At 40.7% G+C, this 25253-nt stretch carries 24 protein-coding genes and 1 pseudogene; 6 read left to right on the forward strand and 19 right to left on the reverse strand.

Annotation, left to right across the window (positions count from 1 at the left end):
• The first annotated feature begins 139 nt into the window (after window positions 1–139).
• The gene (locus P20480_RS16205) at window positions 140–601 is read left to right on the forward strand and encodes a hypothetical protein (RefSeq protein ID WP_008126718.1); all 462 of its coding nucleotides are present in this window, start codon (window positions 140–142) and stop codon (window positions 599–601) included.
• Window positions 602–633: 32 nt separating this feature from the next.
• On the opposite strand, the gene leuD is transcribed toward P20480_RS16205, so the two are convergent.
• The 16 genes from leuD to fabR form a co-directional block, all read right to left on the reverse strand.
• Window positions 634–1233, reverse strand: a complete 600-nt coding sequence (gene leuD / locus P20480_RS16200; protein ID WP_008126720.1) for a 3-isopropylmalate dehydratase small subunit — start codon at window positions 1231–1233, stop codon at window positions 634–636.
• Entirely contained in the window at window positions 1233–2633 is a 1401-nt protein-coding gene (gene leuC, locus P20480_RS16195) for a 3-isopropylmalate dehydratase large subunit (RefSeq protein WP_008126722.1), read from the reverse strand. The genes leuD and leuC overlap by 1 nt, the downstream gene beginning before the upstream one ends.
• A 54-nt stretch (window positions 2634–2687) precedes the next feature.
• Window positions 2688–3764 (reverse strand): 3-isopropylmalate dehydrogenase, encoded by a 1077-nt coding sequence (gene leuB, locus P20480_RS16190; RefSeq protein WP_008126724.1) that lies wholly within the window; start codon window positions 3762–3764, stop codon window positions 2688–2690.
• The gene (gene leuA / locus P20480_RS16185) at window positions 3761–5314 is read right to left on the reverse strand and encodes a 2-isopropylmalate synthase (protein ID WP_008126725.1); all 1554 of its coding nucleotides are present in this window, start codon (window positions 5312–5314) and stop codon (window positions 3761–3763) included. Before leuA ends, leuB begins: the two co-directional genes overlap by 4 nt.
• Window positions 5315–5905: 591 nt before the next feature.
• Entirely contained in the window at window positions 5906–6976 is a 1071-nt protein-coding gene (locus tag P20480_RS16180; protein ID WP_008126727.1) for a TolB-like translocation protein, read from the reverse strand.
• Window positions 6977–7073: 97 nt separating this feature from the next.
• Window positions 7074–7595 carry a DUF2931 family protein gene (locus tag P20480_RS16175; protein WP_008126729.1) on the reverse strand — a complete coding sequence of 174 codons (522 nt, stop codon included), beginning with the start codon at window positions 7593–7595 and terminating at the stop codon, window positions 7074–7076.
• Window positions 7596–7780: 185 nt separating this feature from the next.
• The gene (locus tag P20480_RS16170; protein WP_008126731.1) at window positions 7781–8299 is read right to left on the reverse strand and encodes a DUF2931 family protein; all 519 of its coding nucleotides are present in this window, start codon (window positions 8297–8299) and stop codon (window positions 7781–7783) included.
• Window positions 8300–8345: 46 nt separating this feature from the next.
• Entirely contained in the window at window positions 8346–8858 is a 513-nt protein-coding gene (locus P20480_RS16165; protein ID WP_008126733.1) for a DUF2931 family protein, read from the reverse strand.
• A complete protein-coding gene (locus tag P20480_RS16160; RefSeq protein WP_008126735.1) occupies window positions 8843–10555 on the reverse strand; it encodes a T6SS phospholipase effector Tle1-like catalytic domain-containing protein in 1713 nt (570 codons plus the stop codon). The genes P20480_RS16165 and P20480_RS16160 overlap by 16 nt, the downstream gene beginning before the upstream one ends.
• Window positions 10556–10558: 3 nt before the next feature.
• On the reverse strand, window positions 10559–11029 hold the full coding sequence (locus P20480_RS17505; protein ID WP_008126737.1) for a peptidoglycan-binding domain-containing protein: 471 nt from the start codon (window positions 11027–11029) through the stop codon (window positions 10559–10561).
• Between the two features lie 143 nt (window positions 11030–11172).
• On the reverse strand, window positions 11173–11601 hold the full coding sequence (locus P20480_RS16155) for a hypothetical protein (RefSeq protein WP_008126739.1): 429 nt from the start codon (window positions 11599–11601) through the stop codon (window positions 11173–11175).
• A 13-nt stretch (window positions 11602–11614) separates the two neighbouring features.
• On the reverse strand, window positions 11615–12124 hold the full coding sequence (locus tag P20480_RS17510; protein ID WP_033024915.1) for a hypothetical protein: 510 nt from the start codon (window positions 12122–12124) through the stop codon (window positions 11615–11617).
• Window positions 12125–12138: 14 nt separating this feature from the next.
• A complete protein-coding gene (locus P20480_RS16150; RefSeq protein WP_008126742.1) occupies window positions 12139–15219 on the reverse strand; it encodes a toxin VasX in 3081 nt (1026 codons plus the stop codon).
• A gap of 15 nt (window positions 15220–15234) precedes the next feature.
• Window positions 15235–15891, reverse strand: a complete 657-nt coding sequence (locus tag P20480_RS16145; protein ID WP_008126746.1) for a PGRP and LysM peptidoglycan-binding domain-containing protein — start codon at window positions 15889–15891, stop codon at window positions 15235–15237.
• 9 nt (window positions 15892–15900) lie between these two features.
• Complete coding sequence (locus P20480_RS16140; RefSeq protein WP_238530279.1) at window positions 15901–17088, reverse strand: hypothetical protein; 1188 nt, start codon at window positions 17086–17088, stop codon at window positions 15901–15903.
• Between the two features lie 131 nt (window positions 17089–17219).
• The gene (gene fabR, locus P20480_RS16135) at window positions 17220–17837 is read right to left on the reverse strand and encodes an HTH-type transcriptional repressor FabR (protein ID WP_006793750.1); all 618 of its coding nucleotides are present in this window, start codon (window positions 17835–17837) and stop codon (window positions 17220–17222) included.
• Window positions 17838–17963: 126 nt separating this feature from the next.
• Here fabR and P20480_RS16130 point away from each other — a divergent pair, with 126 nt between their 5' ends.
• Window positions 17964–19097: an acyl-CoA desaturase gene (locus tag P20480_RS16130; RefSeq protein WP_006793749.1), complete on the forward strand. Its 1134-nt coding sequence runs from the start codon at window positions 17964–17966 to the stop codon at window positions 19095–19097.
• A 13-nt stretch (window positions 19098–19110) separates the two neighbouring features.
• Window positions 19111–20542: pseudogene (gene sthA, locus P20480_RS16125) on the forward strand (Si-specific NAD(P)(+) transhydrogenase).
• Window positions 20543–20615: 73 nt separating this feature from the next.
• Here sthA and hemE read toward each other — a convergent pair.
• Window positions 20616–21680, reverse strand: a complete 1065-nt coding sequence (gene hemE, locus P20480_RS16120; RefSeq protein ID WP_008126752.1) for a uroporphyrinogen decarboxylase — start codon at window positions 21678–21680, stop codon at window positions 20616–20618.
• 523 nt (window positions 21681–22203) lie between these two features.
• Here hemE and P20480_RS16115 point away from each other — a divergent pair.
• Window positions 22204–22674, forward strand: a complete 471-nt coding sequence (locus tag P20480_RS16115; protein ID WP_008126754.1) for an Rsd/AlgQ family anti-sigma factor — start codon at window positions 22204–22206, stop codon at window positions 22672–22674.
• A gap of 71 nt (window positions 22675–22745) precedes the next feature.
• On the opposite strand, the gene fkpA is transcribed toward P20480_RS16115, so the two are convergent.
• Window positions 22746–23492 (reverse strand): FKBP-type peptidyl-prolyl cis-trans isomerase, encoded by a 747-nt coding sequence (gene fkpA, locus P20480_RS16110; RefSeq protein WP_008126756.1) that lies wholly within the window; start codon window positions 23490–23492, stop codon window positions 22746–22748.
• A 216-nt stretch (window positions 23493–23708) separates the two neighbouring features.
• On the opposite strand from fkpA, the gene P20480_RS16105 reads away from it, so the two are divergent.
• On the forward strand, window positions 23709–24707 hold the full coding sequence (locus P20480_RS16105; RefSeq protein ID WP_008126758.1) for a WD40 repeat domain-containing protein: 999 nt from the start codon (window positions 23709–23711) through the stop codon (window positions 24705–24707).
• The gene (locus tag P20480_RS16100) at window positions 24694–24909 is read left to right on the forward strand and encodes a SlyX family protein (RefSeq protein ID WP_006793743.1); all 216 of its coding nucleotides are present in this window, start codon (window positions 24694–24696) and stop codon (window positions 24907–24909) included. The genes P20480_RS16105 and P20480_RS16100 overlap by 14 nt, the downstream gene beginning before the upstream one ends.
• 30 nt (window positions 24910–24939) lie before the next feature.
• Here P20480_RS16100 and P20480_RS17515 read toward each other — a convergent pair whose 3' ends face one another.
• Complete coding sequence (locus tag P20480_RS17515; protein WP_010557786.1) at window positions 24940–25143, reverse strand: YheV family putative zinc ribbon protein; 204 nt, start codon at window positions 25141–25143, stop codon at window positions 24940–24942.
• Window positions 25144–25253 lie beyond the last annotated feature (110 nt).

Below are 25253 nucleotides of genomic sequence, written 5' to 3' on the forward strand. Positions count from 1 at the left end.
CTTTTTTACGTGTAATGAGTGCTCTAAAGGAACTTTGATCAAACTCTTTTTTACTGATCATTACTTTGGCTACTAGATTACTCGCCATTATTAATAGTGTAATGTATATCTAAAATTTTTAAGGATGAAAGTAGGTCGGATGAATAAATTAAACAATCAAAATAATTATATTAAAAATACAGGAGTTGAAGGTAATAAACGCCTAGTTACAATTAGTGTTAGTAGAAATAATATAATTATAAAAAATGGTATAGGACGCTTTAAGCGAGGTCCCTATAAAGGAGCTTCCTTATCATTAAGTCCAGAAGAAATAACAACCCTTTATCAAGTTGGCACCGTTGTTGGTGGCTATGTTATTGGAACAATCACAACTAACTATTTCACAAAAAAAGGAGCTCAGGCGTCTAGAGGAACAAGTAAAATATGCAATTTTAAAAAGCCTCTATATAAAAAAATTTGTGGTAAGCCCCTTTATTTTCGTAATGAAGCTTTAGATATAAATGGTAGAACAATTGAAATTTTTAGGTGTGATGACGGCCATGAGTACATACAACCAGTGATATCTGCTGTGAAACTCCCTCATAAAAAAACGCGAACTTAGCCGCGTTTTATTATTTAATTACTTTTAAACAATTACTGCCAAGAACGCTCAGCAGCGAGTTGCTTTTCAAACGCATCAATTTGTGGGTTTAGCGTTTCGGTTACCCCAATAAAGTCTAAGCCACTCAATAAGCGCTCTTTTACTTCTTTACTAATATCAAAGTTAATTGGTGCAAACTTACTGCTTGTTAGGGTTTGATTTTCAAGATCGATTTGAATGTTTATATCGTCGTGTTGCTCACTAAGTACAAACAATTGCTCAAGCGTATCAGCTGGTAGGGCAATGGCTAGCATTTGGTTGTTGCCACAGTTATTAAAGAAAATATCGGCAAAGCTTTCCGCTAAAATTACTTCAAAACCATATTGCTTAAGCGCCCACGGCGCATGCTCACGTGATGAGCCACAACCAAAGTTGTCACGCGTTAATAATATTTGCGCGCCTTGGTAGCATGGGCGGTTTAAAATAAAATCAGGATTTGGTTCGCCGTTTTCTAGGTAACGCCAATCGTAAAACAGTGCTGCATCAAAACCATCACGGCTAGTTGATGTTAAAAACTGCTTAGGAATAATTTGGTCTGTATCTACATTGTTTTTATCAAGTGGGGCCATTAAGCCACTAAAAAATACGCTCATTAGGCTTCTCCTCTTATATCAACAAAGTGACCATGTACTGCAGCAGCGGCTGCCATTGCTGGGCTTACTAAGTGCGTACGCCCGCCACGGCCTTGGCGGCCTTCAAAGTTACGGTTAGACGTAGATGCACAGCGTTTGCCCGCTTCTAAGCGGTCGTCGTTCATTGCTAAACACATTGAACAGCCCGGCTCGCGCCACTCAAAACCTGCCGCTTTAAAAATATCGGCTAAGCCTTCGTCTTCGGCTTGCTTTTTAACTAAGCCTGAACCCGGTACAATTAATGCCTCTATGCCTGCTACTACTTGCTTGCCTTCAACAATTTTTGCCGCGGCACGTAAATCTTCAATACGGCTATTTGTACATGAGCCAATAAAGACCGTATCTACTTTCGCGCTTGATAATTTATCGCCGGCTTTTAAGTCCATGTATTTAAGCGCACTGCGTATAGCGTCGGCTTTAATTAAATCTGGCTCTTGGTCTGGGTCTGGTATGCATTCATCAACACCAATTACTTGCTCTGGGCTTGTCCCCCACGTAATTTGCGGCTGAATATCGTCGGCATTTAGCTCAACAACTAAATCAAAGTGTGCACCTTCATCTGATTTTAAGGTTTCCCAATATTCAACTGCTGCATCAAAGTCAGCGCCTTTTGGTGCAAACGGACGACCTTTTAAGTAATCATACGTAATTTGGTCAGATGCTATTAAACCCGCTTTAGCACCCATTTCTATGCTCATGTTACATAGCGTCATACGGGCTTCCATTGAAAGTGCTTCAATGCCTTCACCGCAAAATTCAGCAACATAACCTGTGCCACCAGCGGTACCTAACTTGCCTATAACCGCCATAATTAAATCTTTAGAGGTTACTGTTGGGCGAAGCACACCGTTAATTTGAATTTTTAACGATTTTGCCTTTTTTTGCTGTAGCGTTTGCGTTGCTAATACATGCTCAACCTCAGAGGTACCAATACCATGTGCTAATGCGCCAAACGCACCATGCGTAGAAGTATGGCTATCACCACATACAATGGTAGTGCCAGGCAGCGTAATACCTTGCTCTGGGCCCATTACATGCACAATACCTTGGTTAATTGAGTTTAAATCGTAAAGTACAATGCCAAACTCTTTACAGTTCGCGTCTAGCGCCATTAACTGGTTTTTAGAGACTTCGCTTGCGGCATCAAGTGATCGGCTTTTAGTCGATACATTGTGATCCATCGTTGCAAAGGTTTTTTCTGGGCAACGCACCGTACGGTTTTTTTCACGTAAGCCTGCAAAAGCCTGTGGTGATGTCACCTCGTGAACTAAATGGCGGTCAATATAAAGTAAATCAGTTTGCTCGTTTATGCTGGCAACGGTGTGTGCTTGCCAAATTTTGTCGTATAACGTTTGGGCCACTTGCTAATTCCCTACTTTGTTAAGTCGCAGCATAACGGTGCTGCGATTTATGTATTAAATACGTGAAACAATGGCTGCTGCCACATCGTTTGTGCTGTATCCACCTTGTGGGTAGATATCTGGCGTGCCAACGCCTGCTTCTACGGCTTCGGCTACGGCTTTTTCAATGGTGCGTGCTGCTTCGTCTTGCCCTAATGAGTAACGTAGCATAAGTGCGGCACTTAAAATTTGTGCAATCGGGTTTGCAACGCCTTTACCTGCAATATCTGGCGCGGAGCCACCGGCTGGTTCATACAAACCAAAGCCCGATTGGTTTAAGCTTGCTGATGGTAATAAGCCCATTGAGCCTGTGATCATCGCACACTCATCTGACAAAATATCACCAAATAAGTTATCGCAAAGTAGCACGTCAAACTGGCTAGGCTGTTTAACTAACTGCATAGCTGCGTTATCTACGTATATGTAATCTAGGCTTACTTCTGGGTAGTCTTTACTTACTTCGGTGACTACTTCACGCCATAATACGCTTGATGCAAGTACGTTGGCTTTATCAACAGAGGTAACATGGTTACTACGTAATTTTGCTGCTTCAAAGGCAAAACGGGCAATGCGTTCAATTTCTTTACGCGAGTAGTTTTGCGTATCAAAGGCAAACTCTTCTTCGCCTTCGCCACCTCGCCCTTTTTCACCAAAGTAAATGCCGCCGGTAAGCTCGCGTACACATAAAATATCAAAGCCTTTTTCGCTAATATCAGCACGTAATGGCGATGCTGCGCTAAGCGCCGGTAAAAGCTGTGCTGGGCGTAAGTTACAAAACAAACCAAAGTGCTTACGAAGCGGTAAAAGCGATGCACGCTCAGGTTGCTCATTTGGTGGAAGGTTTTCCCACTTAGGGCCACCTACTGAACCAAATAAAATGGCATCGGCGTTTTCACACGCGCTTAGTGTTTTTGGTGGTAATGCTTCACCAAATTCATCAATGGCTGCACCACCAATAGCATGATGCTCGCGGTTTAGAGTAAAACCAAACTTATTGCTTACAGCATCAAGTACTTGCTCTGCTGCTGCCATTACTTCTGGGCCAATACCGTCGCCTGCTAATACGGCAACGCTGTAGTTTGATTTACTCATCCTGCTTTCCTTTGTTGTTTTAAATCAGACACTTTTTGTGCACGATAAATTAAGTTGTAAACACGGATCATGGCGCGTACCGACGCTTCTACCACATCCGCTGCAATGCCCGCACCGTGGTAAGGGCGGCCATCGTATTTAGCTATAATATTTACTTGGCCTAATGAGCTTGCACCTTGGCCTGTCGCTTCTAAGTTATATTCAATCATTTCAACGCTCATACAGGTTAAGCGCTCAATAGCTGCAAACGACGCCTCTACTGGGCCATTACCTGTTGCGGCTTCTTGTTTAACTTCGCCATCAATCACCATACCAATAGTAGAGCTGGCTACCGATTGCGAGTTAGACGCTGAGTTAACAAACTCTAACTGGTATTTTTCATCTTTGTCGTTAATTTGATTTAAGTAAATCATGGCTTCAAGGTCGTAGTCGTACACCGTGCCTTTTTGATCAGCTAGGGCTAAAAAGCTTTCGTATAGGCTGTCCATATCGTAATCCGCTTTTTGATACCCTAACTCTTCTAAGCGGTGCTCAATAACATGACGGCCCGAACGCGAAGTCATATTTAATTGGTTGTTTGGTACGCCTACGCTTTCTGGCGACATTATTTCGTACGTATTTTGTGCTTTTAATACGCCATCTTGGTGAATGCCCGAGCTATGTGCAAAGGCATTTTCGCCCACAATGGCTTTATTTGGCTGTACTGGCATATTACAAATTTTTGCCACTTGGCGAGATGCGCGATAAATTTCTTCGCTTTTAATATCGGTGTGAACTTTTAAGTGGTCTTTGCGCATTTTCATGATCATCGCCACTTCTTCAAGCGAGCAGTTACCCGCACGCTCACCAATACCATTTATTGTACATTCAATTTGGCGAGCACCGGCTTGTACCGCAGCGACCGAGTTAGCAACAGCTAAACCTAAATCATTATGACAATGCACGCTTAAACGCGCTTTATCTATGTTCGGCACATTATTCATTAAATGGCGGATCATTGCGGCGTATTCATCTGGCGTTACAAAGCCAACGGTGTCGGGTAAATTAATAGTAGAGGCACCTGCGTTAATGGCCTGCTCAACAATTTTACATAAATCCCAGTGCGGCGTGCGCCCTGCATCTTCACACGAAAACTCCACATCGTCTGTGTAGTTGCGCGCTAATTTAATTGATTTAACCGCCATGGCCGTAGCGTCATCTAGGCTCATACGTAATTTATGTTCAAGGTGCAAAGGGCTTGTGGCAATAAAAGTATGAATACGGCTTTGCTGTGCTGTGCGAAGTGCCTCACCACAGGCTTCAATATCTTTTGCTACTGAACGTGCTAACCCACAAATAATTGGACCTTTTACTTCAGTTGCAATTCGTTGCACCGAGCGAAAGTCAGCAGGGCTGGATACCGGAAAACCCACTTCCATCACATCAACATTCAAACGGCTAATAGTATGCGCTAACTGAATTTTATCATCTTCAGTAAGGCTTGCCTTAAGTGCCTGCTCGCCATCACGTAAAGTGGTATCAAAAATCCATACTTTATCTTTGTCTTGCATAACTGCCCCTCATTCCTATGTTACCCAAATTTCAATTTATCCCAGCCGCGAGATAAAAAAAACCCCGCAATTGCGGGGTTTTTAATGTTCAACTCAATGCAAACACACTAATCCCCGCTTACTTGCCATAGCAGTAAGAGATTAAGTTTTAGTGTAATTAAACGAATATTTTGCATCTTGTTTCTTGTGTGTGTGTTCAGTGAGGCCTATTTTTAACATTACAGAGAGATCGAAGCAAGCATAAATATTCCACAAAACACCTTTAAAACACAATCATAAAGAAAATAAAAACCAAAAAACCTTAAATAATAAGATTAAAAATACCAAACACGCTTCTTGCCACCATAATTAAATCGGCTTTAAAGTGATCCCCGATTAGATAAGTTTTGTCACTTTTATTTAAGTTTATAAAGTAATCACATGTTTAATGATTAAAAAGTGCCATTACTCACTTTATGGCCGAAGAGCCGAAATGATTTGAGCCATATTGAACCTACTTTCACATCCATGGAACTCGTTTATTATTTTCAATATAACCAGTTAATAGATACACCACAGGGCTGGCACTTCCTTTACTCATGTCATGCATAATTAGTTGCTCTGTGCTTTTTGGTTGGTAATAGCAATAGGCGCTATGCTTCTAAGCCCCCACATTCTCATTTCTTTAGTGCGTATTACCTGCTGTTCACCGGTTAAAATATTAGTTTGGGTAATAATACTATAAGTAACTGGCTTGTTATTTTCATCGACTTCATCCCTAGGATTATAGCCAAATTTAAGGGTAACATCTTCATCAAGTGAAAAGATTACGCCATTTCCCTCCCCTTTTTCTGAGTGCTCTATTTCAGGGTTTGCAATATTCACCCAATGAAAGTGGGCTTTCGGTCTGGCGTGGGTCATAAACGCTAAATACTTGCCATCGGGCGAAATTCGATGGTTTTTCATTCTCCACTTACGTGGAAAACCAAAGTTAACTTTGCGAACCACTTCACCATTAAACTTATGTATCCAAAAGCCATCATGCTTTATGACTAAAAACTCTTTATCTCCCGGAAGTAAAAAAGCAGCTCCACTGTGGTGAATTTGCGGCCGAGGGGTTAGCTCCCCTGTTGGAACATGGTAGTTAAAGTTTTTGCCATCTGAGTAAAAAATCACATTTTTACTGTCTGAGGTCCAGTTAAACCACGGGTAGCCGCCTCCGCCTGACACGGTAATTAGCTTTTTCTCTTTAGTATCGTATAACTGGCGTGTCGCTCTATCATTTATATAACCCGAAATAGCAATATAACGGTTATCTGGTGAGCGTGCTGGTGGATGCAATCCCGCAGGCTCCATTTGGGTAAATATTTTCTCAGGAATAATTCGGCGCCTATCTGAGCCATCTAACCGTGATGACCACAGCGTGCGCACTTCACTGTATTTATATTTATTCCAAAACATTAATCGCGGGGTTGAGAAGGTATCTGCATCGCCGTACACCTCTTCGCGTATTTCTAGTGGCCACTCTGGATGGTTTTTATGCTCTTTAGCCCATGGATATTTAGCAACATCAACCTCTGCTTGTGCTGAACTTTGAGATGAGGGCTCTGAGCACCCGCTTAGCAATAAGCTAAAACAAACGCTGAGGGCGCAAAGCATGCTGTGATTTTTTAAAAACGTCATTAAAACTATTCTTTTACTAAATGCATTTATTTACGAGGTAATATAAGTAGCAACTTGGCTTGTAGTACCATTATCCAAAGCTACAGATGGAAATCCTTTACGAGTTATTCTCACGCCACTGGGCTTGTCCTGAACCAAGCTCGTGTAATACGCGACCTGTTCTATTCATTCCTGAGCTTGTATTTGATAGCCACACTTTTATTTCGCCAGTTTCGCCCATGCCAACAATTAAATAAGGCCTGATATTTTCTTCTACTTCTCCTGTACTTACCCATGTATAAGCAGGTAAATTTTTAGCTAATTTATAACCATTTTTATCTATTGCCACTTCACCAAAGTAAATTCTATTTTCTGACTTATCTAACCATTCAACAGCTACTTTTTCTGGGAATTTTTGATCGTAAACGCCACTTGTTTTACCGGCACTTTGCCAGCAACAACCAAGGCTCCCCATAGGAATACCCCAACTATTATCAAAAGTAATTGATTGCACCCAAATTTCATTACCCTTTTGTGTCGCACCGCCTGCGACCATGTAATCAATTTTACCTATTGACGAGCAACCCATTACAAATAATGTAAAGGTCAATGTGGTGAGTAATTTTAAGATTTTGTCCATAATCTATATCCATTTATTAATTGTGACTGCCATTGCTCACTCTTTTCAGCTTGTTCTGGCTGATTGTAAAAAAGCTCGCGCTGTTGGTTTTGGTAGAGGTGAATTCAGCGTCTTCTTCTGGGTCATGAGCTACGGGCTGCCTCTGCGAATACTTTATAGAACATGAGCTTAGGGTAGTGGCTTTACTACTTATTCTCACGCCACTGTGCTTGCCCTGAGCCTAGTTCGTGTAATACACGGCCTGTTCTATTTCTGTCAGATCGTGCATTTGATAACCATACTTTTATCTCGCCACTTTCCCCCATGCCAACAATTAAATAAGGCCTAATATTTTCTTCTACTTCTCCTGTACTTACCCATGTATAAGCAGGTAAATTTTTAGCTAACCTATAACCATTTTTATCTATTGTCACTTCACCGTAGTAAATTCTATTTTCTGACTTATCTAACCATTCAACCGCGACTTTTTCTGGGAATTTTTGATTGTAAACATTTACAGTACCACCAGCTTGTGCGTAACAACATTCTATTGCACCGGAAGGAATACCCCATTCATCATCAAATACCACAGAGCGCCCCCAAATTGCATTGCCATTTTCGGTGCCGACACCTGCGACCATGTAATCAATTGTTCCTGTTGACGAACACCCTACGGCGAATAATGTTAAAGCGAGTGCGATGAGTGATTTTATGAGTTTACTCATAATATATTTCCATTTAAGTTCAAGCTGCTCTTGAGGAATGGCTTAGTTACTTATTCTCACGCCACTGTGCTTGCCCTGAGCCTAGTTCGTGTAATACACGGCCAGTAAATCCAGCTGATGGCGTATTCGTAACCCAAACCTTTATCTCACCTGATTCACCCATACCAACTATTAAATATGGTTTTACATCTTTAAAAACCTTACCTGTATGCGCTGTGTATGAAGGTAAATTTTTAGCTAATTTATAACCATTTTTATCTATTGCCACTTCACCAAAGTAAATTCTATTTTCTGACTTATCTAACCATTCAACCGCAACTTTTTCTGGGAATTTTTGATCGTAAACACCAACCATAGCTCCCGCAGTGGCTCGACAACAAGACATAGTTCCTGCGGGTACATCCCACTTGTCATCAAACTTAATTAAAGTCACAAATATATTATTGCCTTCATCTGTTGAACCCGATACAACCATATAGTCGATTTCACCTGTTGTTGCACAGCCGTCTAGTAATACAGCAAACAAGCTAGTAAGAAGTAACTTTAAGATTTTGTCCATAATCTATATCCATTTATTAATTGTGATTGCCATTGCTCACTTGCTTCAGCGTGTTCTGGTTGATTGTAAAAAAGCTCACGTTGTTGGTTTTTGGTGGTGAATTCAGCGTCTTCTTCTGGGCCATGAGCAATCGCATCAATCGTTGCTGAATATTTAACACTGTGGTGGATGTAATCTTTATATAAAGCTTGCCAGGCATCACTTTGTGGGCCAAAGCTACGGGCACTATCAACCAGTATTTTAAGCTCGCTAGGTAAAGCATAAGGTATAGCTTGGCCGTCAGCTTGTTTGCGGTTAGCAAGTTCCGTTAAGCTTTGTAGTGGCACCCCTTGGTTAACCGCCGCTTCATACATTAGCGCTAGGCTATAATGGGGTAAGGTATTATTTAAATTGCGCCGCCAATACGGTTTATAGCCGGTATAAACCGTATACTCTGATTCATTACGAATTCGCTTTGGCTTTCTGTTCATCCTTGGCCTACTTGCTTTAAATTCAATATTAATTGTTGGCCAATAATATTTTTGCTCAAGTGACTTTTTAAGCTGCGCTAATTCTTTATCGTGCTCTGGCTCTCCGGCTTGCCCCGCAATATATTGCCACGGGTATAATATGGTTGTTTCTACGGGGCCATAACCGCCGCCAATATCTGAGTGCACACCCGGTAATTCAATTTCCTGCTGGTTTTTAAGGAGCTGCTTATTACGAGTGCGTAATGAACTGAGTGGAAATTTATCTCGCTTTTCATCAAACGCCGCCAAATGCATTACAAACCCCGCACTACTACTTGCTAGGTTTAAATTAACGGGGTAATCAAGCTCATCATTGGCATAAAACTCACTGTGGTTGTTATCACCATCGCCACCAATAGAGGCAACGCTGTCGAATAAACCAACAAAGCGAATAACCGGCTTAATACCGCCCCAATAGTGTGGATTATTTTTATATATCGCATTTACTTGATTAACAAATGCCCGCGCTTGCGCTGCACCACGGCTAAAACCAAATACATCAATAGAGCAAACTTTAATAGTTTTAAATAAATTGCGAATCAAATATGCTTCCATTTCGAGTAAAGACCTTTTAATTCGCTCATCAAAACTAAACGCTAAACCCATGTCTAAGGTTGAATCGCTTTCGTGGGCTTTAGTGCCAATACCTTCTGCATAATAGCGTGATTGATATTTTTGAAAGGGATATAACTCAAACAACTTAACCACATTAGTCGGTTCTTTGCCGTCGGTTGAATCTTGTATGTCGTTAAGGCGGTTATTTCCCGTGCCATCAAAAAATACACCAAAGCTAGGGGGCTCTGCGAGCAAGGTTATTTCAATATGGCCTTTTGGTAATATTTTATGTTCGAGTAATTGCGGCCCGCCTTTTTCACCAATATTGAATGACTGAACTTTTAACAGGTCAAAATAATCTGCAAAGCTTTGTTCGTTAATAAGGGTTAATTCTGTTTCGCCCGCTATAATTACTTTTAAGGTGTAAAGCGCTTGTTGTGACAGGTTTTTAAAGTGGTATTGTTGATTGCCCTGTTGCTCCAAGTTAACCGCGCTACCTTGGCTAAACAACTGCGCTTTTATATCTATATCACCAATCACTTTAACTATGATATGTTTTTGTAACGCACCAACATTTGTTTTTATAACTAGTGTGTTAACTTTATTGACTGCCATGGGCATTGCTTGGCTCATAACTTAGGCTCCATAAACATAAACAAGACGGCTTTTAGTAACCGGCCCTGCAATGCCGTCTACCTGTAGTTGTTGCGCTTGTTGAAATTCCCTCACACCGGCTTTGGTTTTTGCACCATTAATGCCATCAACCTTGCCGCAATTAAACCCCAACATATTACAACGTCCCTGCACGCCAGAAAGCGTGTCGATTGGATCTAGATTGCCTATTTGTACCGCAAAGCTTTTAGTTGGTGTGGTTTCGCCTGCTTTTAAATATAAATCGACGTTGCCAGTAAGGGCGTCGTTATTATTAAGCTCTACTTCGATAAGCCCATCACTTTGCAATACGGTATCGATTGTTTGGCTGCCGATATTAAGCACAACGCGTTTACCGGTAATATCATCGCCGTCGTCGTACGATACTTGCAGGCGAAAATATTCTTTTTCGTTTTGTACGACAAAGGTGTTGATGCTACTGGCACGTAGTGGCATAAACTTTTCTTTTTTTGGCGGAATCGTAATTTTATCGCCCGGGTAAATTAAGTTTGGATCGGGGCGTAGGGCTTTAAACTCTGCATTGCTTGGGTGGTTGTAAAGCGCTTTAGATGCTCTAAAATCATCAGCTCTTACCTAATTCACACAGGAGGAATAGGCAAGTTGTCTTTATCTAGCGGAATGTCTGTATCATTCTCTGATAAATGCGTTAATATCGCATTAAGCTGCTGGTCAAAGTCTTTTGGTTTTTCATCATCAAAAAATGCAAAGGGTTTGTCATCGGTTTGCCATTGTTCATGCTGCGGCATTACATGCTCACGGCCATATTCCATAAATTGACAAATAAACGCCAATACCGGCTCGTACGCATCACTGCCGTTGTAATAAGGGTTATGGCGCGGTTGCACCATAAAATTAGCCCATTGCATGTTGTTGTGTTTATCAAAACCACGTATCTGAATACGCATCATTTGAAAGTCTTCATAAACCCGTAAATCTTTAAAGTGCTGGGCGCGTACCTTGCCTTTGTACCAGAGGTAGACAATTTGTTTATCACGATCAAACACCATTGGCGCTTGTCGCTTAAAGCGAATAATAAAGAACAACAAAAGTGGAATGGTAATAACGTAAAAAACTAAAAATAGAAATGTCTTTTTTGTAAAAATAACTTCCATAAGCTGTATGTTTATTACTGTGACGAGCATACAAGTAGCTTTTCAAGGTTAATTCACCTTCTTCATCTAATAAATCATAAGATTGCTTATCTATTGGGCGAACTTCTGGAGATAAGAAATAGTTTTCACCATGTTTCTGTATATCTGAATCTACTCTTCGTTGTATAGTTTCTTCTCTTGCTTGCCATGAACCACATAAATCATCAACATTCAAATATACAGTAAATAAAATCATTAATAATAGTGGGATCAGTCCCATATTACGGGCTTTCATAGAATTATTACTAAGCTTACAAAGGTGCTTATCTACATACACTATCGGTGTTGGCGGCGGTGCCTCTTTAGTGAGTTGAAAGCTAAGTAGTGCTTTCAACTTATTTACTAAAGGTATTGGATAATGGTGTTTAATCAAAGCCATAAAAACCTCTTTTATTAATGCGTTTCAGGCATAAACTTATCATCAAGCATACCTATAATAGCCCCATCAACCAATTGATTTTCAACCAAATAGCGTTTGGGTACGATAACTCCTGGTGATGGCTCGTAATACCAATATAAAAAAACCTCCTTTTCATGTTCAAGAGTTAAAGTAAATTGTGCAAGTCCCGAGTCAAAGTTATGTTTTATGGCATTGAACTGTTGTTTTAAGCTTTGGGTTAGTTGCAAGTCAACTTCACGTATGGTTACGTATGGGCTAAAGTCGCTAGTGCTATTACTGAGAGTATTTGGTTTAATGATGCCATCAGACAACACTTTTTTATTAACTCTTACTTCAAAGTGAAGCTGTGAAATACCTAGTCTAAAATTAGGTAAGGTAAAGTTATAGTCAGACTTATCGTCTTTATGCTCAAGGGTTAATGATGGACGATTAAATATATTCTCAAATTCTTGTAATTCAACTTTGAAGAAGTTTGATATTTCTTTCTCATTATGAACAGTAAAAGCATCTTTGAGTCTATCATTAATAAACGCTCTTTCATCTTCCGTACTCCAAAACGCATATTTACTACCACTCCCCCAAAAACAGTTTGCTAGTAATAGTTCTAAATCATTTTTACCAAAGATAAAGGTCATACTAATACCTGCACCTATAGCGATTAAACCACCTATGAGCAATAATATACTGACAGGCGCGCCGCCGATTGTAGCAGCTGAAACACCGCTAGCATAAAGTGCACTAGAGCCAAAAAATATCACTTGTGTTGCTAATGCAGCAGAGCCTGCCATGGTAATTAAGTGCCCATAAGCTTCTTCGTCACTGCCAACATTAAAGGCATTTATAGCACTCATGGTTGAACTAACCGCACCCGCTATGTTAGCTACTAAAATAAGCCGTGTGGTGGCTTTACCAGCTAAAAACACCCCCAATGACTTATTTAAATTTTTTGCCAGTGGCTTTAATGCTTGCATGGCTTTGGGCTGCAATAATTTAGGTTGAGCTTGAACCGCCTTATGCCCCATTTTAATTGTGTCGCTACCAATGGTGGCAATATCAACGGTTAAAGCCGATAGAATACTAGTCCAGGTCATGACCGTTTGAAACGTTGAATGACTCTTTAGTGGGTTAGTGCTATCAAGACGATTCTGATGAATAAGATCGTTCATTGCAGCAATATTAAAATAAGCACTGAGCCCAGCAAAACTTCCATCAACAAGAATCGCTATTTTACTGGCGTTACTGTAAGGGCTGTGTACAAACGCATAGTTATTGTAATTACGAGCATCAACTTTAATTTCAGATAAGGTAATGAGTGTTGGTAACTTTGCATCTTTTATAGCTTCTACCCAGTCAAATGCCGTTTGCGCCACCTTAATTTTACGTTCGGCACTGCCGACATAACGCTCAGCAGTTTGTGGGTTGCTAACTCGTAAATGCTGATTTAAATTTGCATCACGTATAGTTTTATTTATTAGTTTCTCTAGTTGTTGCTCGGTTAGGGCTACTTTTTTATCAAGTATTTGTACACCGTACACCCCTAAAATGGCTGGCACTACTTTGTTGGCAATATAGTTAAGCCCTGCTCCTGCACTTAACCCGAATAATTTTTTTGCGTAGTCCATACTGACTTTAGTGGGTGAATACACTTTAGAAATAATAGGGGCCATTATATTGAGCATAAGCCTGTCTATTACCTGTAAAGTGTTTGCGGTAAAGTCGGTACCCTTTTGCGGCTGAGTGATGATGGGTCTTAAAAAATGATACCAAAACATAGCCATTGGTGAGGAATTGTCATTGTTTTCGGCTTGTTCTGCGCCGTCAATAAATAATTTTTCAAGGGCTTTGTTTCCGGGTTCTGATGCTAACATTCCGGCAAACATATCAGTGCACACATCACACAATTTAACAAGCTCATTTTCTTGTTCAGCATTTTGCTCTGGCTCTGCAAAAAAACTCTTTAAGTAGGTATTTAAGCTGCCTACTTGATTTTGATGTTCAGCAGCTCCCATAAATGCTTTATATAAATCAACAAACTCTTGCTGGCGTGCTAAATAATTTTGCTGGTTTTCATCCATTTCTTGCCAGTAGTTACCGTGCTCTTGCCAGTTAATATTTTCTGCTAAGGCTTCTTTAATCTCTTCATCTTTACTGCTTCGTAGTGCCTGTACGAAGGAGCCTATTGTATATGGATAAACATTTTGTGCTGACTCGGCTTGCTGTAAAATGCAAAGCTGAGCATGTGCCAATGCAATATCTTTTTGTCGTCCCACTGGGTCAAATAATGCAACAATTTTAGATTTTTCAGAAAAGCGTAAGGTATGATTAATGCGTAACGAAATATGGTCTGCGTCAAGTTCGTATGAGTGCTCGGTAGTTAAATTTTCTAAGTTTAATTCTTCTTGGTTAGCTTTTTCACTGGCTTGTACTTGTAAAAATCGATCTTTTCTATCCCGATAATCTTCAATTAACTTCCATAAATTAGACTCTGTAACCGGAATAAAGTCTTGCCCTTGGTCTTGTTGTAAGTCAATTAGCTGCATACATTCGCGGCGAAAATTTACATCACTTTGAATTTTGTCAATAATATCAAGTGCCAATTCATGCTCGGTGTAAACAATTGAGACTTTTTTAACGTCTTCGCTAGCAAAGACAAATCCATAGCTACCGTCGCTTGATGATGCGCACTTGTTGTTTGTATCAATTTCAATACCTTGCGATGCATCAATACCATTTTTAAATTTATATTTAATAAAATGCTCTGATGCTATTCCTTTCTCATCTTTACGTTTTTCATATTTAAAAATATGTAATTTGTCAGAAGCCGGGTCATCGTCGTCACATAAGTAAATCCAACCCTTACGTAATAAACGAACAATATAACCTTGACCCTCTTTAATTGTTCTTGCGTAGAGTAAATTGTATAGTTCAACGGGAGTGGCACTGTTACTTAATGTTTCTTCAAAAAAATTGGCATAAGCATAACGTACGGGGTAAATGGGCGTTACTTTCTTCCCTACTATCAATTTGTTGGTTTTGTTAACCGCCATTGCTAAGTTATTAGTGGCTGCGTTCATTTTATTTCCCTGCTATTAATATCCGTATACTTGCTTTAATTTAGCTTTAGTTTTTTTTCCTGCTATGGCGTCTACTTCTAAGCCATGTACAAACTGAAAACCTTTGACACCCGCTTTAGTTTTTGCGCCATTAATGCCATCAACTTTACCGCAGTCAAACCCTAATGAATTACAACGCGCTTGCACGCCTGAAAGTGTATCAACTGGGTCTAACTCCCCCACTTGTGCGGTAAAACTTTTACTGGGTGTGGTTTCGCCTTCTTTAAGGTATAAATCGATCTGGGCAGTAAGCGTATCATTTTCATTTAGTTCAACTTCAACTAAGCCGCCTGTCGGTAACACTGTATCGATAGTTTGACTGCCAATGTTAAGTACAATACGTTTTCCGGTAATATCGCGACCATCTTCATAAAACACTTTTAAGCGAAAATATTCTTTTTCGTTTTGTACAACAAAGCTATTAATGCTGTTGGTGCGCAGCGGTATAAACTTTTCTTTTTTTGGCGGAATCGTAATTTTATCACCCGGGTAAATTAAGTTTGGATCGGGGCGTAGGGCTTTAAACTCTGCATTGCTTGGGTGGTTGTAAAGCGCTTTAGATGTTTGGTAGCCGTATTGCTTTGCTATGCGCAATAGCGTTTCACCTTGGGCTACGGTGTGTTGTTGGGTCATTGTATATCCTTAAACTTTGCCTACAGACCAATCTTCGCTGTCGAGTTCAAAAAAGCTGACTTTAGCGTTTTCAAAGTCGGGGCCTGATACGTTGGCATAGCCGTTTTGGTCAAGCTGCCCGGTAATAATGTGGCCGTTGCGTAGGCGTATTTTGTAGCCCATGTTAGCTTGTGGCTCGCCAGCTTCGTCGAGTAGTTCTATTTCGTAGGCTAAAGTGGGTTGTTCAACTGTAAATGTGGTGGTGTCGGTTGCGCCACTGGCCGTTACCGTAACATTATAAATACCCGGTTTTACTTCAGCGTAGTGCTGCCAAAACGAGACTTCGTCGGGGCGTTTTTTTTCTAGTTGTAGCGTTATTTGCCCACTAGTTGGCCCTTGCCACTGAATAACTACACTGCGGCTGTTACTGCATGAGCCTTCAATATTAAGTTTCCAACCATTGGGGACTGTTAAGCTTGTGCCTGCTTTTGCAGGTTTGCGTTCGCTATAGCCTAAGTTGTAATCGTAAATTAAGTTGGCATTTTTATAGCCGGTATATTGCTGTGCGAGTTGCTCTACGGTTTCGGCGGCGCTAAGTACGTGAGTTGTAAAATTTTGCCTAACTGTGTGCGATGCTTTTAATAGCATTGTGCTGTTTAGCTCTGGCTTATAAATGCGTATAGCGGGGGTATACTGCTGCGCAGGGCGAGGTTTTTTTGTTGTTTTAGCCTTATAGCTTTGCTGGTTTATATACTGTGGTGTATTTTTCGCCGCTGCTTGGCTATTAATAAATGCAGGTGTATTAGGGGCTATAACCCCTTTATTAGTAAAGTTATTACTTTGTAGCGCTGCTTGCGATGATGCTATTGAGCCATTATTAATTGCGCCTGAGTATTTTGTGGGTGCTTGAGTTTGTTTTGGATAAATAGCAACACGCGTACTTGCGAGCTTGTAAGCCGAATACGACACTTTTTGCCACTCTTTATTTTTTACCCAGTATTGGCTGCGTGTATCGTCGCGCAGGCAAGCAGCTTGATACTTGTCTACCACACCAAATAAATTACTTTGTAATTTGCTCTGTAGTACTTTTGGCAGTTGGCAAAATTGAGCACGGCTCAAATGAGAGAATGTAACCACGGGCTGAGAGTTTTCAAGCTCGTCATGTGGTTGTTCAAACAATGGGGGGTAATTTAAGTTCACCGGATCCTTGGTGAGCATTTGCATCCTCGCTTTCTCTTTGTAAGAGAGTTATTTATTTTTTACTTTCTAGGTAACGCGCTGCTGTTACAACGCGTAATATAATGAAATTAGAACAATAAATCTACAATGTTTTATGTAAATAATTTAAATTAGTCAGCCTTTTCTCTTACATAATGGGTTGCACCACGCGTTATGTAACGCAGCTGCCAAATAACACGCTCAACAAGTTCGTCAAGTTGTTGGCCTTCTATATCTAATGCTTCAGCGCCGGCATTAAATACCAGTGTTACCATGGCTTCTGATTGAATGTAGGCGTGCATGGCGTCGCACTTGGTTTCGCTTTCTAAATAGTGGGCAAGCTCTAAAATAAAGTGTTTGATTTCGCGTGCGACTGCGGCTCTAAATGCCTTAGATGTGCCAGAGCGCTCACGCAGTAATAACCTAAATTGGTTGCTTGAGCTGTCTATAAATTCCATAAACGTAACAACCGAGGTGTTGATTACACTGCCACCGTCGTTTGCTATGCGTCTTCGGGCTTGGCGCATTAGCTGGCGAAGGGTTAAACCGGCTTCGTCCACCATGGTTAAACCTAGCTCGTTCATGTCTTTAAAATGGCGATAAAACGAGGTGGGCGCAATGCCGGCTTCGCGGGCTACTTCGCGTAAACTTAAATTCGAAAAGCTGTGATCTGCACTTAGCTGATTAAATGCCGCCTGAATTAAGGCTTGTCGTGTTTTTTGTTTCTGTTGCGCTCTAACACCCGACATCAACAACTCCCTGAATAATTTTATATTAATATTTAGTGATAATAGCTCAATTCCCCAGTCTAATACTTGACGGCGAGAGTTTGAAATACTATTTTAGCTTACAGTTGTACGCTGAGATTGAGAATGATGAATAAACCACCGATTATCTGGACAAACGTCCTATTTTTTAGCCTTACCTTTTTAGCGGCTATCACACTTGTTCCTTGGTATGGCATTAGCTACGGATTTACCAGCGCACATTGGATTGCTTTTGTAGCCTGTATGTTTTTTGCGGGCCTATCTATCACAGCCGGTTACCACCGTTTATGGGCACATAAAACGTATAATGCTCATCCTGCCGTTGAATTTATTTTTGCCCTTGGCGGTGCGTTTGCGTTGCAAAACAGCGCTCTGCACTGGAGTAGCGATCACCGTATACACCATGGCCAAGTTGACGACCCAATAAAAGACCCTTACGCCGCAACCAATGGCTTTTGGTACAGCCACATTGGCTGGATGTTACGTGACTACCAAGGCGATAGCTACGGTGATTACAGTAATTGTCGTGATTTACAGCGTAATAAAATCGTTATGTGGCAACACAAGCACTACCTAAAACTGGTTATTGCGATGAATGTTGGCCTACCATTGGTACTTGGTTTATTGGTGGGCGACGTGTGGGGTATGCTTATTTTAGCGGGTTTACTGCGTTTAGTATTAAGCCAGCACTTTACCTTTTTTATTAACTCGGTGGCTCACATATGGGGTTCGCGCCCATACACTGAAAAAAATACCGCGCGCGATAATGGCTTTTTAGCGTTATTTACTTATGGCGAGGGTTACCATAACTTCCATCATATTTTTGCAAGTGATTACCGTAATGGGATTAAGTGGTTTCATTATGACCCCACTAAATGGATGATTCGCTCTTTAGCTGCTGTTGGTTTAGCCAGTAAATTAAAGCGTACCCCTGTTGAGCGCATAGAAAAAGCCAAAGCCGATACGCTTATGAGCAAAACGCAAACACGCCTTGCAAAATTGCCTTTAGCGCAAGATAGGCTTACATTATTACAACAAGAATACGATTTATTGCTGAAAAAACTGCAGACTTATTGTTCACTTCAAAAACAAGTTTTAGAAGTTAAAAAAAATAATATGGCAAAGCAGTGTGAACGTTCAGCTTTAATGGCACAATATCACGAGCTGGAAGCCGCCTGGGAAAATCAAAAACAGGCATGGCTAGCACTTAATGCGAGGTTATTAAAAGCCTCTTTTAATTAATTTAGGAGTGGCTGTGGCCAAACAACCAGAACAGAAAAAAGCACCCGTAAGTTTCCAATATGACGCAATAATTATTGGTACGGGCCCTGGCGGTGAAGGCACCGCCATGAACCTTTCGAAAAACAACAAAAAAGTAGCGGTTATAGAGCGCCAAGAAACAGTCGGCGGCGGTTGTGTACATTGGGGAACTATCCCTTCTAAGGCATTACGTCACTCGGTTAGCCGCTATATTGAATACAAAGCCAACCCGTTGTTTAATATTGGTGAACGCCCGAGTCGTTTAACGTTCCCTGATATTTTACGTCACGCAAGTTCGGTTATTTCTAAGCAGTCTAATTTACGTAGCAGCTTTTACGATCGTAATCGTATTCATATGTTTCAAGGTGATGCGAGCTTTGTTGATAAACACACTGTTGAAGTAAAACGCCTTGACGGTTCAACCGAGCGCATTACTGCAAAAACAATTGTTATTGCTACGGGCTCTCGCCCTTACCGCCCACCTGAAGTTGATTTTAGCCATTCTCGTATTTACGAGAGCGATACTATTTTAGGCCTTGAGCACGACCCTCAGCGCGTACTTATATACGGAGCAGGGGTTATTGGCTGTGAGTATGCTTCTATTTTTAAAGGTTTAGGCGCTAAAGTTGATTTAGTGAATACTCGCGACCGTTTACTTGCCTTTATGGATGCTGAAATATCTGATGCACTTAGCTACCACTTTTGGAATAGCGGCATTGTTATTCGTCATAACGAAGAGTTTGATCGTGTAGAAACGCGCGACGATTGCGTTGTTATGCATTTAAAATCGGGCAAGCGTGTAAAGGCTGACTGTATTTTATTTGCGAATGGCCGCACAGGTAACACTGACACACTTAACCTTGAAGCCATTGGCTTAAAAGCCGACGGCCGTGGGCAAATAAAAGTAAACGAAACCTACCAAACTGAGATTGAAAACGTTTATGCGGTAGGCGATGTTATTGGCTACCCAAGCCTTGCTAGTGCTGCATTTGACCAAGGCCGGATTGCCGCAGATGCCATCGCTTGTGGTAACTGCGATGAAAAGCTGATTATTGATATTCCAGCCGGTATTTATACTATTCCTGAAATGAGTTCTGTTGGTAAAACAGAGCAGCAATTAACTGCCGCAAAAGTACCGTATGAAGTGGGGCGTGCGCAATTTAAACACTTAGCCCGTGCGCAAATTGCAGGTACCGATGTGGGTAGTTTAAAAATATTGTTCCACACCGAAACCAAAGAAGTACTTGGCGTGCATTGCTTTGGTGAGCGTGCTTCTGAGATTGTTCACATTGGCCAAGCTATAATGGAACAAAAAAATAGGTGGCAATACCATCGACTACTTTGTAAATACTACGTTTAACTACCCAACAATGGCAGAAGCTTATCGAGTTGCGGCATTAAATGGTTTAAACCGCTTGTTTAAGTAAACACTTTAAAGCGTATAAACAAAAAGCCCGCTGTTAAGCGGGCTTTTTAGTATTAATGCATAAAACACATTAATTATTTGTGATACTGGCCGCTAAGCTCGTGCACGGCATTAATAAATACACCGGCATTTTCTGGGTCAACATCTGGCGTAATACCGTGACCTAAGTTAAACACATGGCCATTGCCTGTACCAAAGTCTTCTAAAATAGTGCCTACTTCTTGGCGTATACGATCTGGCGTACCATGTAGCATTGACGGGTCCATGTTACCTTGCAAGGCCACTTTATCGCCTACACGGCGTTTAGCATCGCCAATATTAATGGTCCAATCTAGGCCTACTGCATCACAACCTGTGGCTGCAATGGCTTCTATCCACTGGCCACCATTTTTAGTAAATAACGTTACTGGCACCTTGCGGCCATCGTACTCACGAATCAGGCCATCAACAATTTTGTGCATGTATTGCAGTGAAAACTCGTTGTAGTCGCGCGGGCTTAATACACCGCCCCACGAATCAAATACCATTAACGACTGCGCGCCGGCTTTTACTTGTGCGTTTAAGTAGTCGATTACTGAATCAGCAAGTTTATCTAGTAATAAATGAAGTGTTTGCGGCTCTGCAAACGCCATTTTTTTAATTTTACCAAATACTTTGCTGCTACCGCCTTCAACCATGTATGTAGCAAGTGTCCATGGTGAACCAGAAAAGCCAATAAGTGGTACTTCGCCTTTAAGTTCACGGCGGATAGTACTTACTGCGTTCATTACATAACCAAGCTCGTCAGTTGGATCGAGCTTAGGTATTTTTTTAACATCTGCAAGCGACGATATAGGACGTTCAAACTTAGGGCCTTCACCTGTTTCGAAGTACAAACCTAAACCCATTGCATCAGGAATCGTTAAAATATCGCTGAACAAAATGGCCGCGTCTAATGGGTAACGACGCAGTGGCTGAAGTGTTACCTCACAAGCAAGCTCAGCATTACGGCACAGGCTCATAAAATCGCCCGCTTGCGCACGTGTAGCACGGTACTCTGGTAAATAACGTCCAGCTTGACGCATCATCCATACAGGCGTTACATCAACGGGTTGTTTTGCAAGTGCACGTAAATAACGGTCGTTTTTTAATTCGCTCATGGCGTAAATGATCCTAATGCTTATAGAAATTGTGCAAGATTGTACCACCATATTCATCGCCTCTCTATTTCTTAAAGACGAAAACACCTTTACATAGAAGCAGATCAATAATATTGATGGTTTTAATCCATTTTGATTATAAATTAGGCAAAAAACACTAACATTTAAAACTTTTTGTTAATATGTTTGCAACATAACAAAAACCTTGGTATTGTCTTTCCCGCGTTAACAAAAACAATAATAAATTATTAAAACAATAAAAATAAAAAGTTTTAAATAATAACAATAAAAATCATTTAATAAAAATAAGAAAGCTTGTTATAACAAGCCACTTGAAGAAATTAGACCACCTTAACCGGTGGTTTTTTCTTGCCTGCAATAAAATGTTTAGCCTTTCAATAAATAATTCTTCTGCACGTTTACAACATCTGCATTACTTGTTGATATACACGCAAATTAAATATATCTTGATGTACATAAAAACGAATGTAACTAAAAACCAACCCAGCTTAGGAGAACAGTTATGCTGACGCGTGTAGAAAAAGCTCAACAGAAATGGGGTGGTAGCCATACAGTAATCGATAACTGGCTTAATGAACGCCAAGAACTTATTGTACTGTATTGCAAGATTGCAGGGTTTGCGCCTTATGATAAAAAAGATCACGCGCTACCAGAGCCTGAACAAATACAGTCTTTTTGCCAACTCCTTATGGATTACCTCTCTGCAGGGCATTTTGAAGTGTACGATGATATTGCTAAAGCCTGTGAAAAAAAGGGCTTAGAGAGCCAAAAGCTTGCAAACTCAATTTATCCGCGTATTTCAAGCACCACCGATGTCGCACTTGATTTTAATGACAAGTACGCTGAAGTAAATAAAGAAGACTTATTAGAAGGGTTTGATAACGATCTTTCAGTTATTGGTGAGTCATTAGAGCTTCGTTTTGAGCTTGAAGATGAACTGATTGATAACCTGTTTTCTAATCATACTGATTAAATTAAGATTTAATTAAGTTACACGAATTAAAAAAGGGACCCTAAGGTCCCTTTTTACGTTTTAAGCTTGGCTTATTCTGCAGGTGCTTCTGCATTTTGAATTTCTAGTAATTCAACTTCAAAAACAAGTGTTGAATTAGCTGGAATTTTACCAAGGTCACGATCGCCGTAAGCAAGCTCTGAAGGAATAGTAAACTTGTACTTAGACCCTACAGGCATAAGTTGTAAACCTTCCGTCCAACCAGCAATTACGCGATTAAGTGGGAATGTAGTTGGTTCGTTACGTGCGTATGAGCTATCAAACTCAGTGCCGTCTAATAAAGTACCTTTGTAATGTACTTTAACAACGTCTGTTGCTGCTGGCTTTTCGCCTTCGCCTTCGCTTAATACTTCGTATTGTAGGCCAGACTCAGTTACTGTTACGCCTTCTTTTTTAGCGTTATCAGCTAGGTATTGAACACCTGCCGCTTTGCTTTTTTCAGACTCAACTTTTGCTTTTTCTTCTTGCTTAGTGCGTACTGAGGTATCTAAAGCTGTTAACACTTCACGAATTTTTTCTTCGTCAATTTTTGCATTGCCAGCAAGTGCATCTTCAAAACCACGAATTAATAGCGCTTGGTCTAGCTCAATGCCAATTTCAGATTTGTCTGCTAGGTCTTTATTTAAAAAATTACCTACAGAAGCACCAATACCGTATGCTTGTTGTTGCTCTACAGTGTCTAATGTTACTTCAGCTTGCTCTTTTTTTGCTTCTTGATTACAAGCTGTAAGCGCTAAAACCGACGCTGCAATCAATGACAATCTAATCGTCTTTTTCATTTTAAATCTCCGACATACTTTGCAGTTGTCATTTATTGTAATATTACTAGTTAAAGATTAACGCCCTACATGGTAGGCTGTTTGTTTAATAACTAAAGTCTGTATTGTTAGCTAAACTTAGAAATATATATCCAGTGATTAGACAAACAACCTAGGCATTTAACGCACCTAGTCTAACCTCTCAGTCACTAAGAGTTAAGAGGAAATACCTGTAAGATGTCGATATTTCGTACTTTTTTAATCGTTTTTAGCTGTTTTTTAGCCATTGCCTGTACCGATAAAAAAAATCAATCGGTAGAAAGCTTTGAGCATACCGCACAAGGTGCATTTTCGTCAGCTCTCTCTCACGATGGAAAGTACAGTTTAATCTCTTCTATCAACCATGGGGTCGCGCTGTGGGATAATCAACAGCACGTTTTAAAATACCAATGGTTTCAGCAGCAATCTCAAGACAACTTAGTTTACAGCCTTGCTATTGCCTTTGATAACAGCGTGGCGGTTACCGCAGAAAAAACAACTTTCGCAGTGTGGGATATCAGCACTGGCGAAAACAAAGGCTACTACAAAATACAAAAAGCCACGATTCGAGATATTGCCATTAGTAACCAAGGCCGCAGTGTTTTATACGGCAGAAGCGACGGCGTGGTTGTATTTTTAAACCTTGAAACTGGACGTCGCATTGAGTTTTTAGGCCATCAAGATAAAGTTAACACCGTTGATTTGGCGCCAAACGGACGTTATGCATTAAGCGGCTCTAACGACTATGTTGCCTATTTTTGGGATACCAATACAGGCCAAGTTATTCATCGCTTTAGCCACCCAACTCGTGTTACTCAGGTAACCCTTGATCCACAAGGTCGCTTTGCATTTACCGCCGACAGTATGGCACAAGCACATGTATGGAAACTGACTACAGGTGATCTTGTGAGTAAACTGGCGTATATTGCGCGTCAGAAAATTTTTACCGCCGTGCGCTTTAACGAGCAAGGCACATTGCTGGCAACGGGTTCGCCTAATAAGCGAGTTGATTTATGGCAAATATCAAGCGGTGAAAAAATTCAAACGTGGCAAGTTACGCCGCGAGAAGGCAGTAAACCAAAATCGGCCGTTGTGCTTGATGTGGCATTTATAGATAACGATAAGTCGTTGTTAACCGAAAGCTCCAGCGGTATCGCAGAGCGATTTATTATACGAGACACTAATGAACACAATTGAACACCGCGTAATGGAACTTGAAGCCAAAGTGGCTTTTCAAGATGAAACGATTGAAATCTTAAACGATGAGATCAAAGTGCACCAGCAAATGCTAGCTAAAATGAAACGCCAAACAGAACTGCTGGCAGAAAAAATTAAAGAAGCGCAAACCTCGCCTTCTATGATGTCTAATATGCCAGAGCCACCGCCTCCGCATTACTAAAAGGTGTGTACCTAAGCAATAAAAACCGGGTTAGTCGCCCGGTTTAAACACACCAATGACTTGCTCAAATTGGCGAGTTGACGCCTGAACAGCGTTCTCTGGTTGTGACATTTTATGCCCACACTCAACACACTCTACTTTTTCAACATCATGTTCTCTGTAAAGCATCATTGTATCCATGGCTTTGCAGTCAGGGCACGATGCACCAGCAATAAATCGCTTCTTTTGTCTCACAACATTTTTCCTGTGGTTTGAACTACAACTATTTTATCGTATAACATCACTTGTTGATACGCTTGATAAGCGCATTAAGTTCTATGGTATGATAGCGCCAACTTAACAAG

Origin of the sequence: Pseudoalteromonas sp. BSi20480, assembly GCF_000241365.1 — a bacterium.
Lineage (GTDB): Bacteria > Pseudomonadota > Gammaproteobacteria > Enterobacterales > Alteromonadaceae > Pseudoalteromonas > Pseudoalteromonas marina.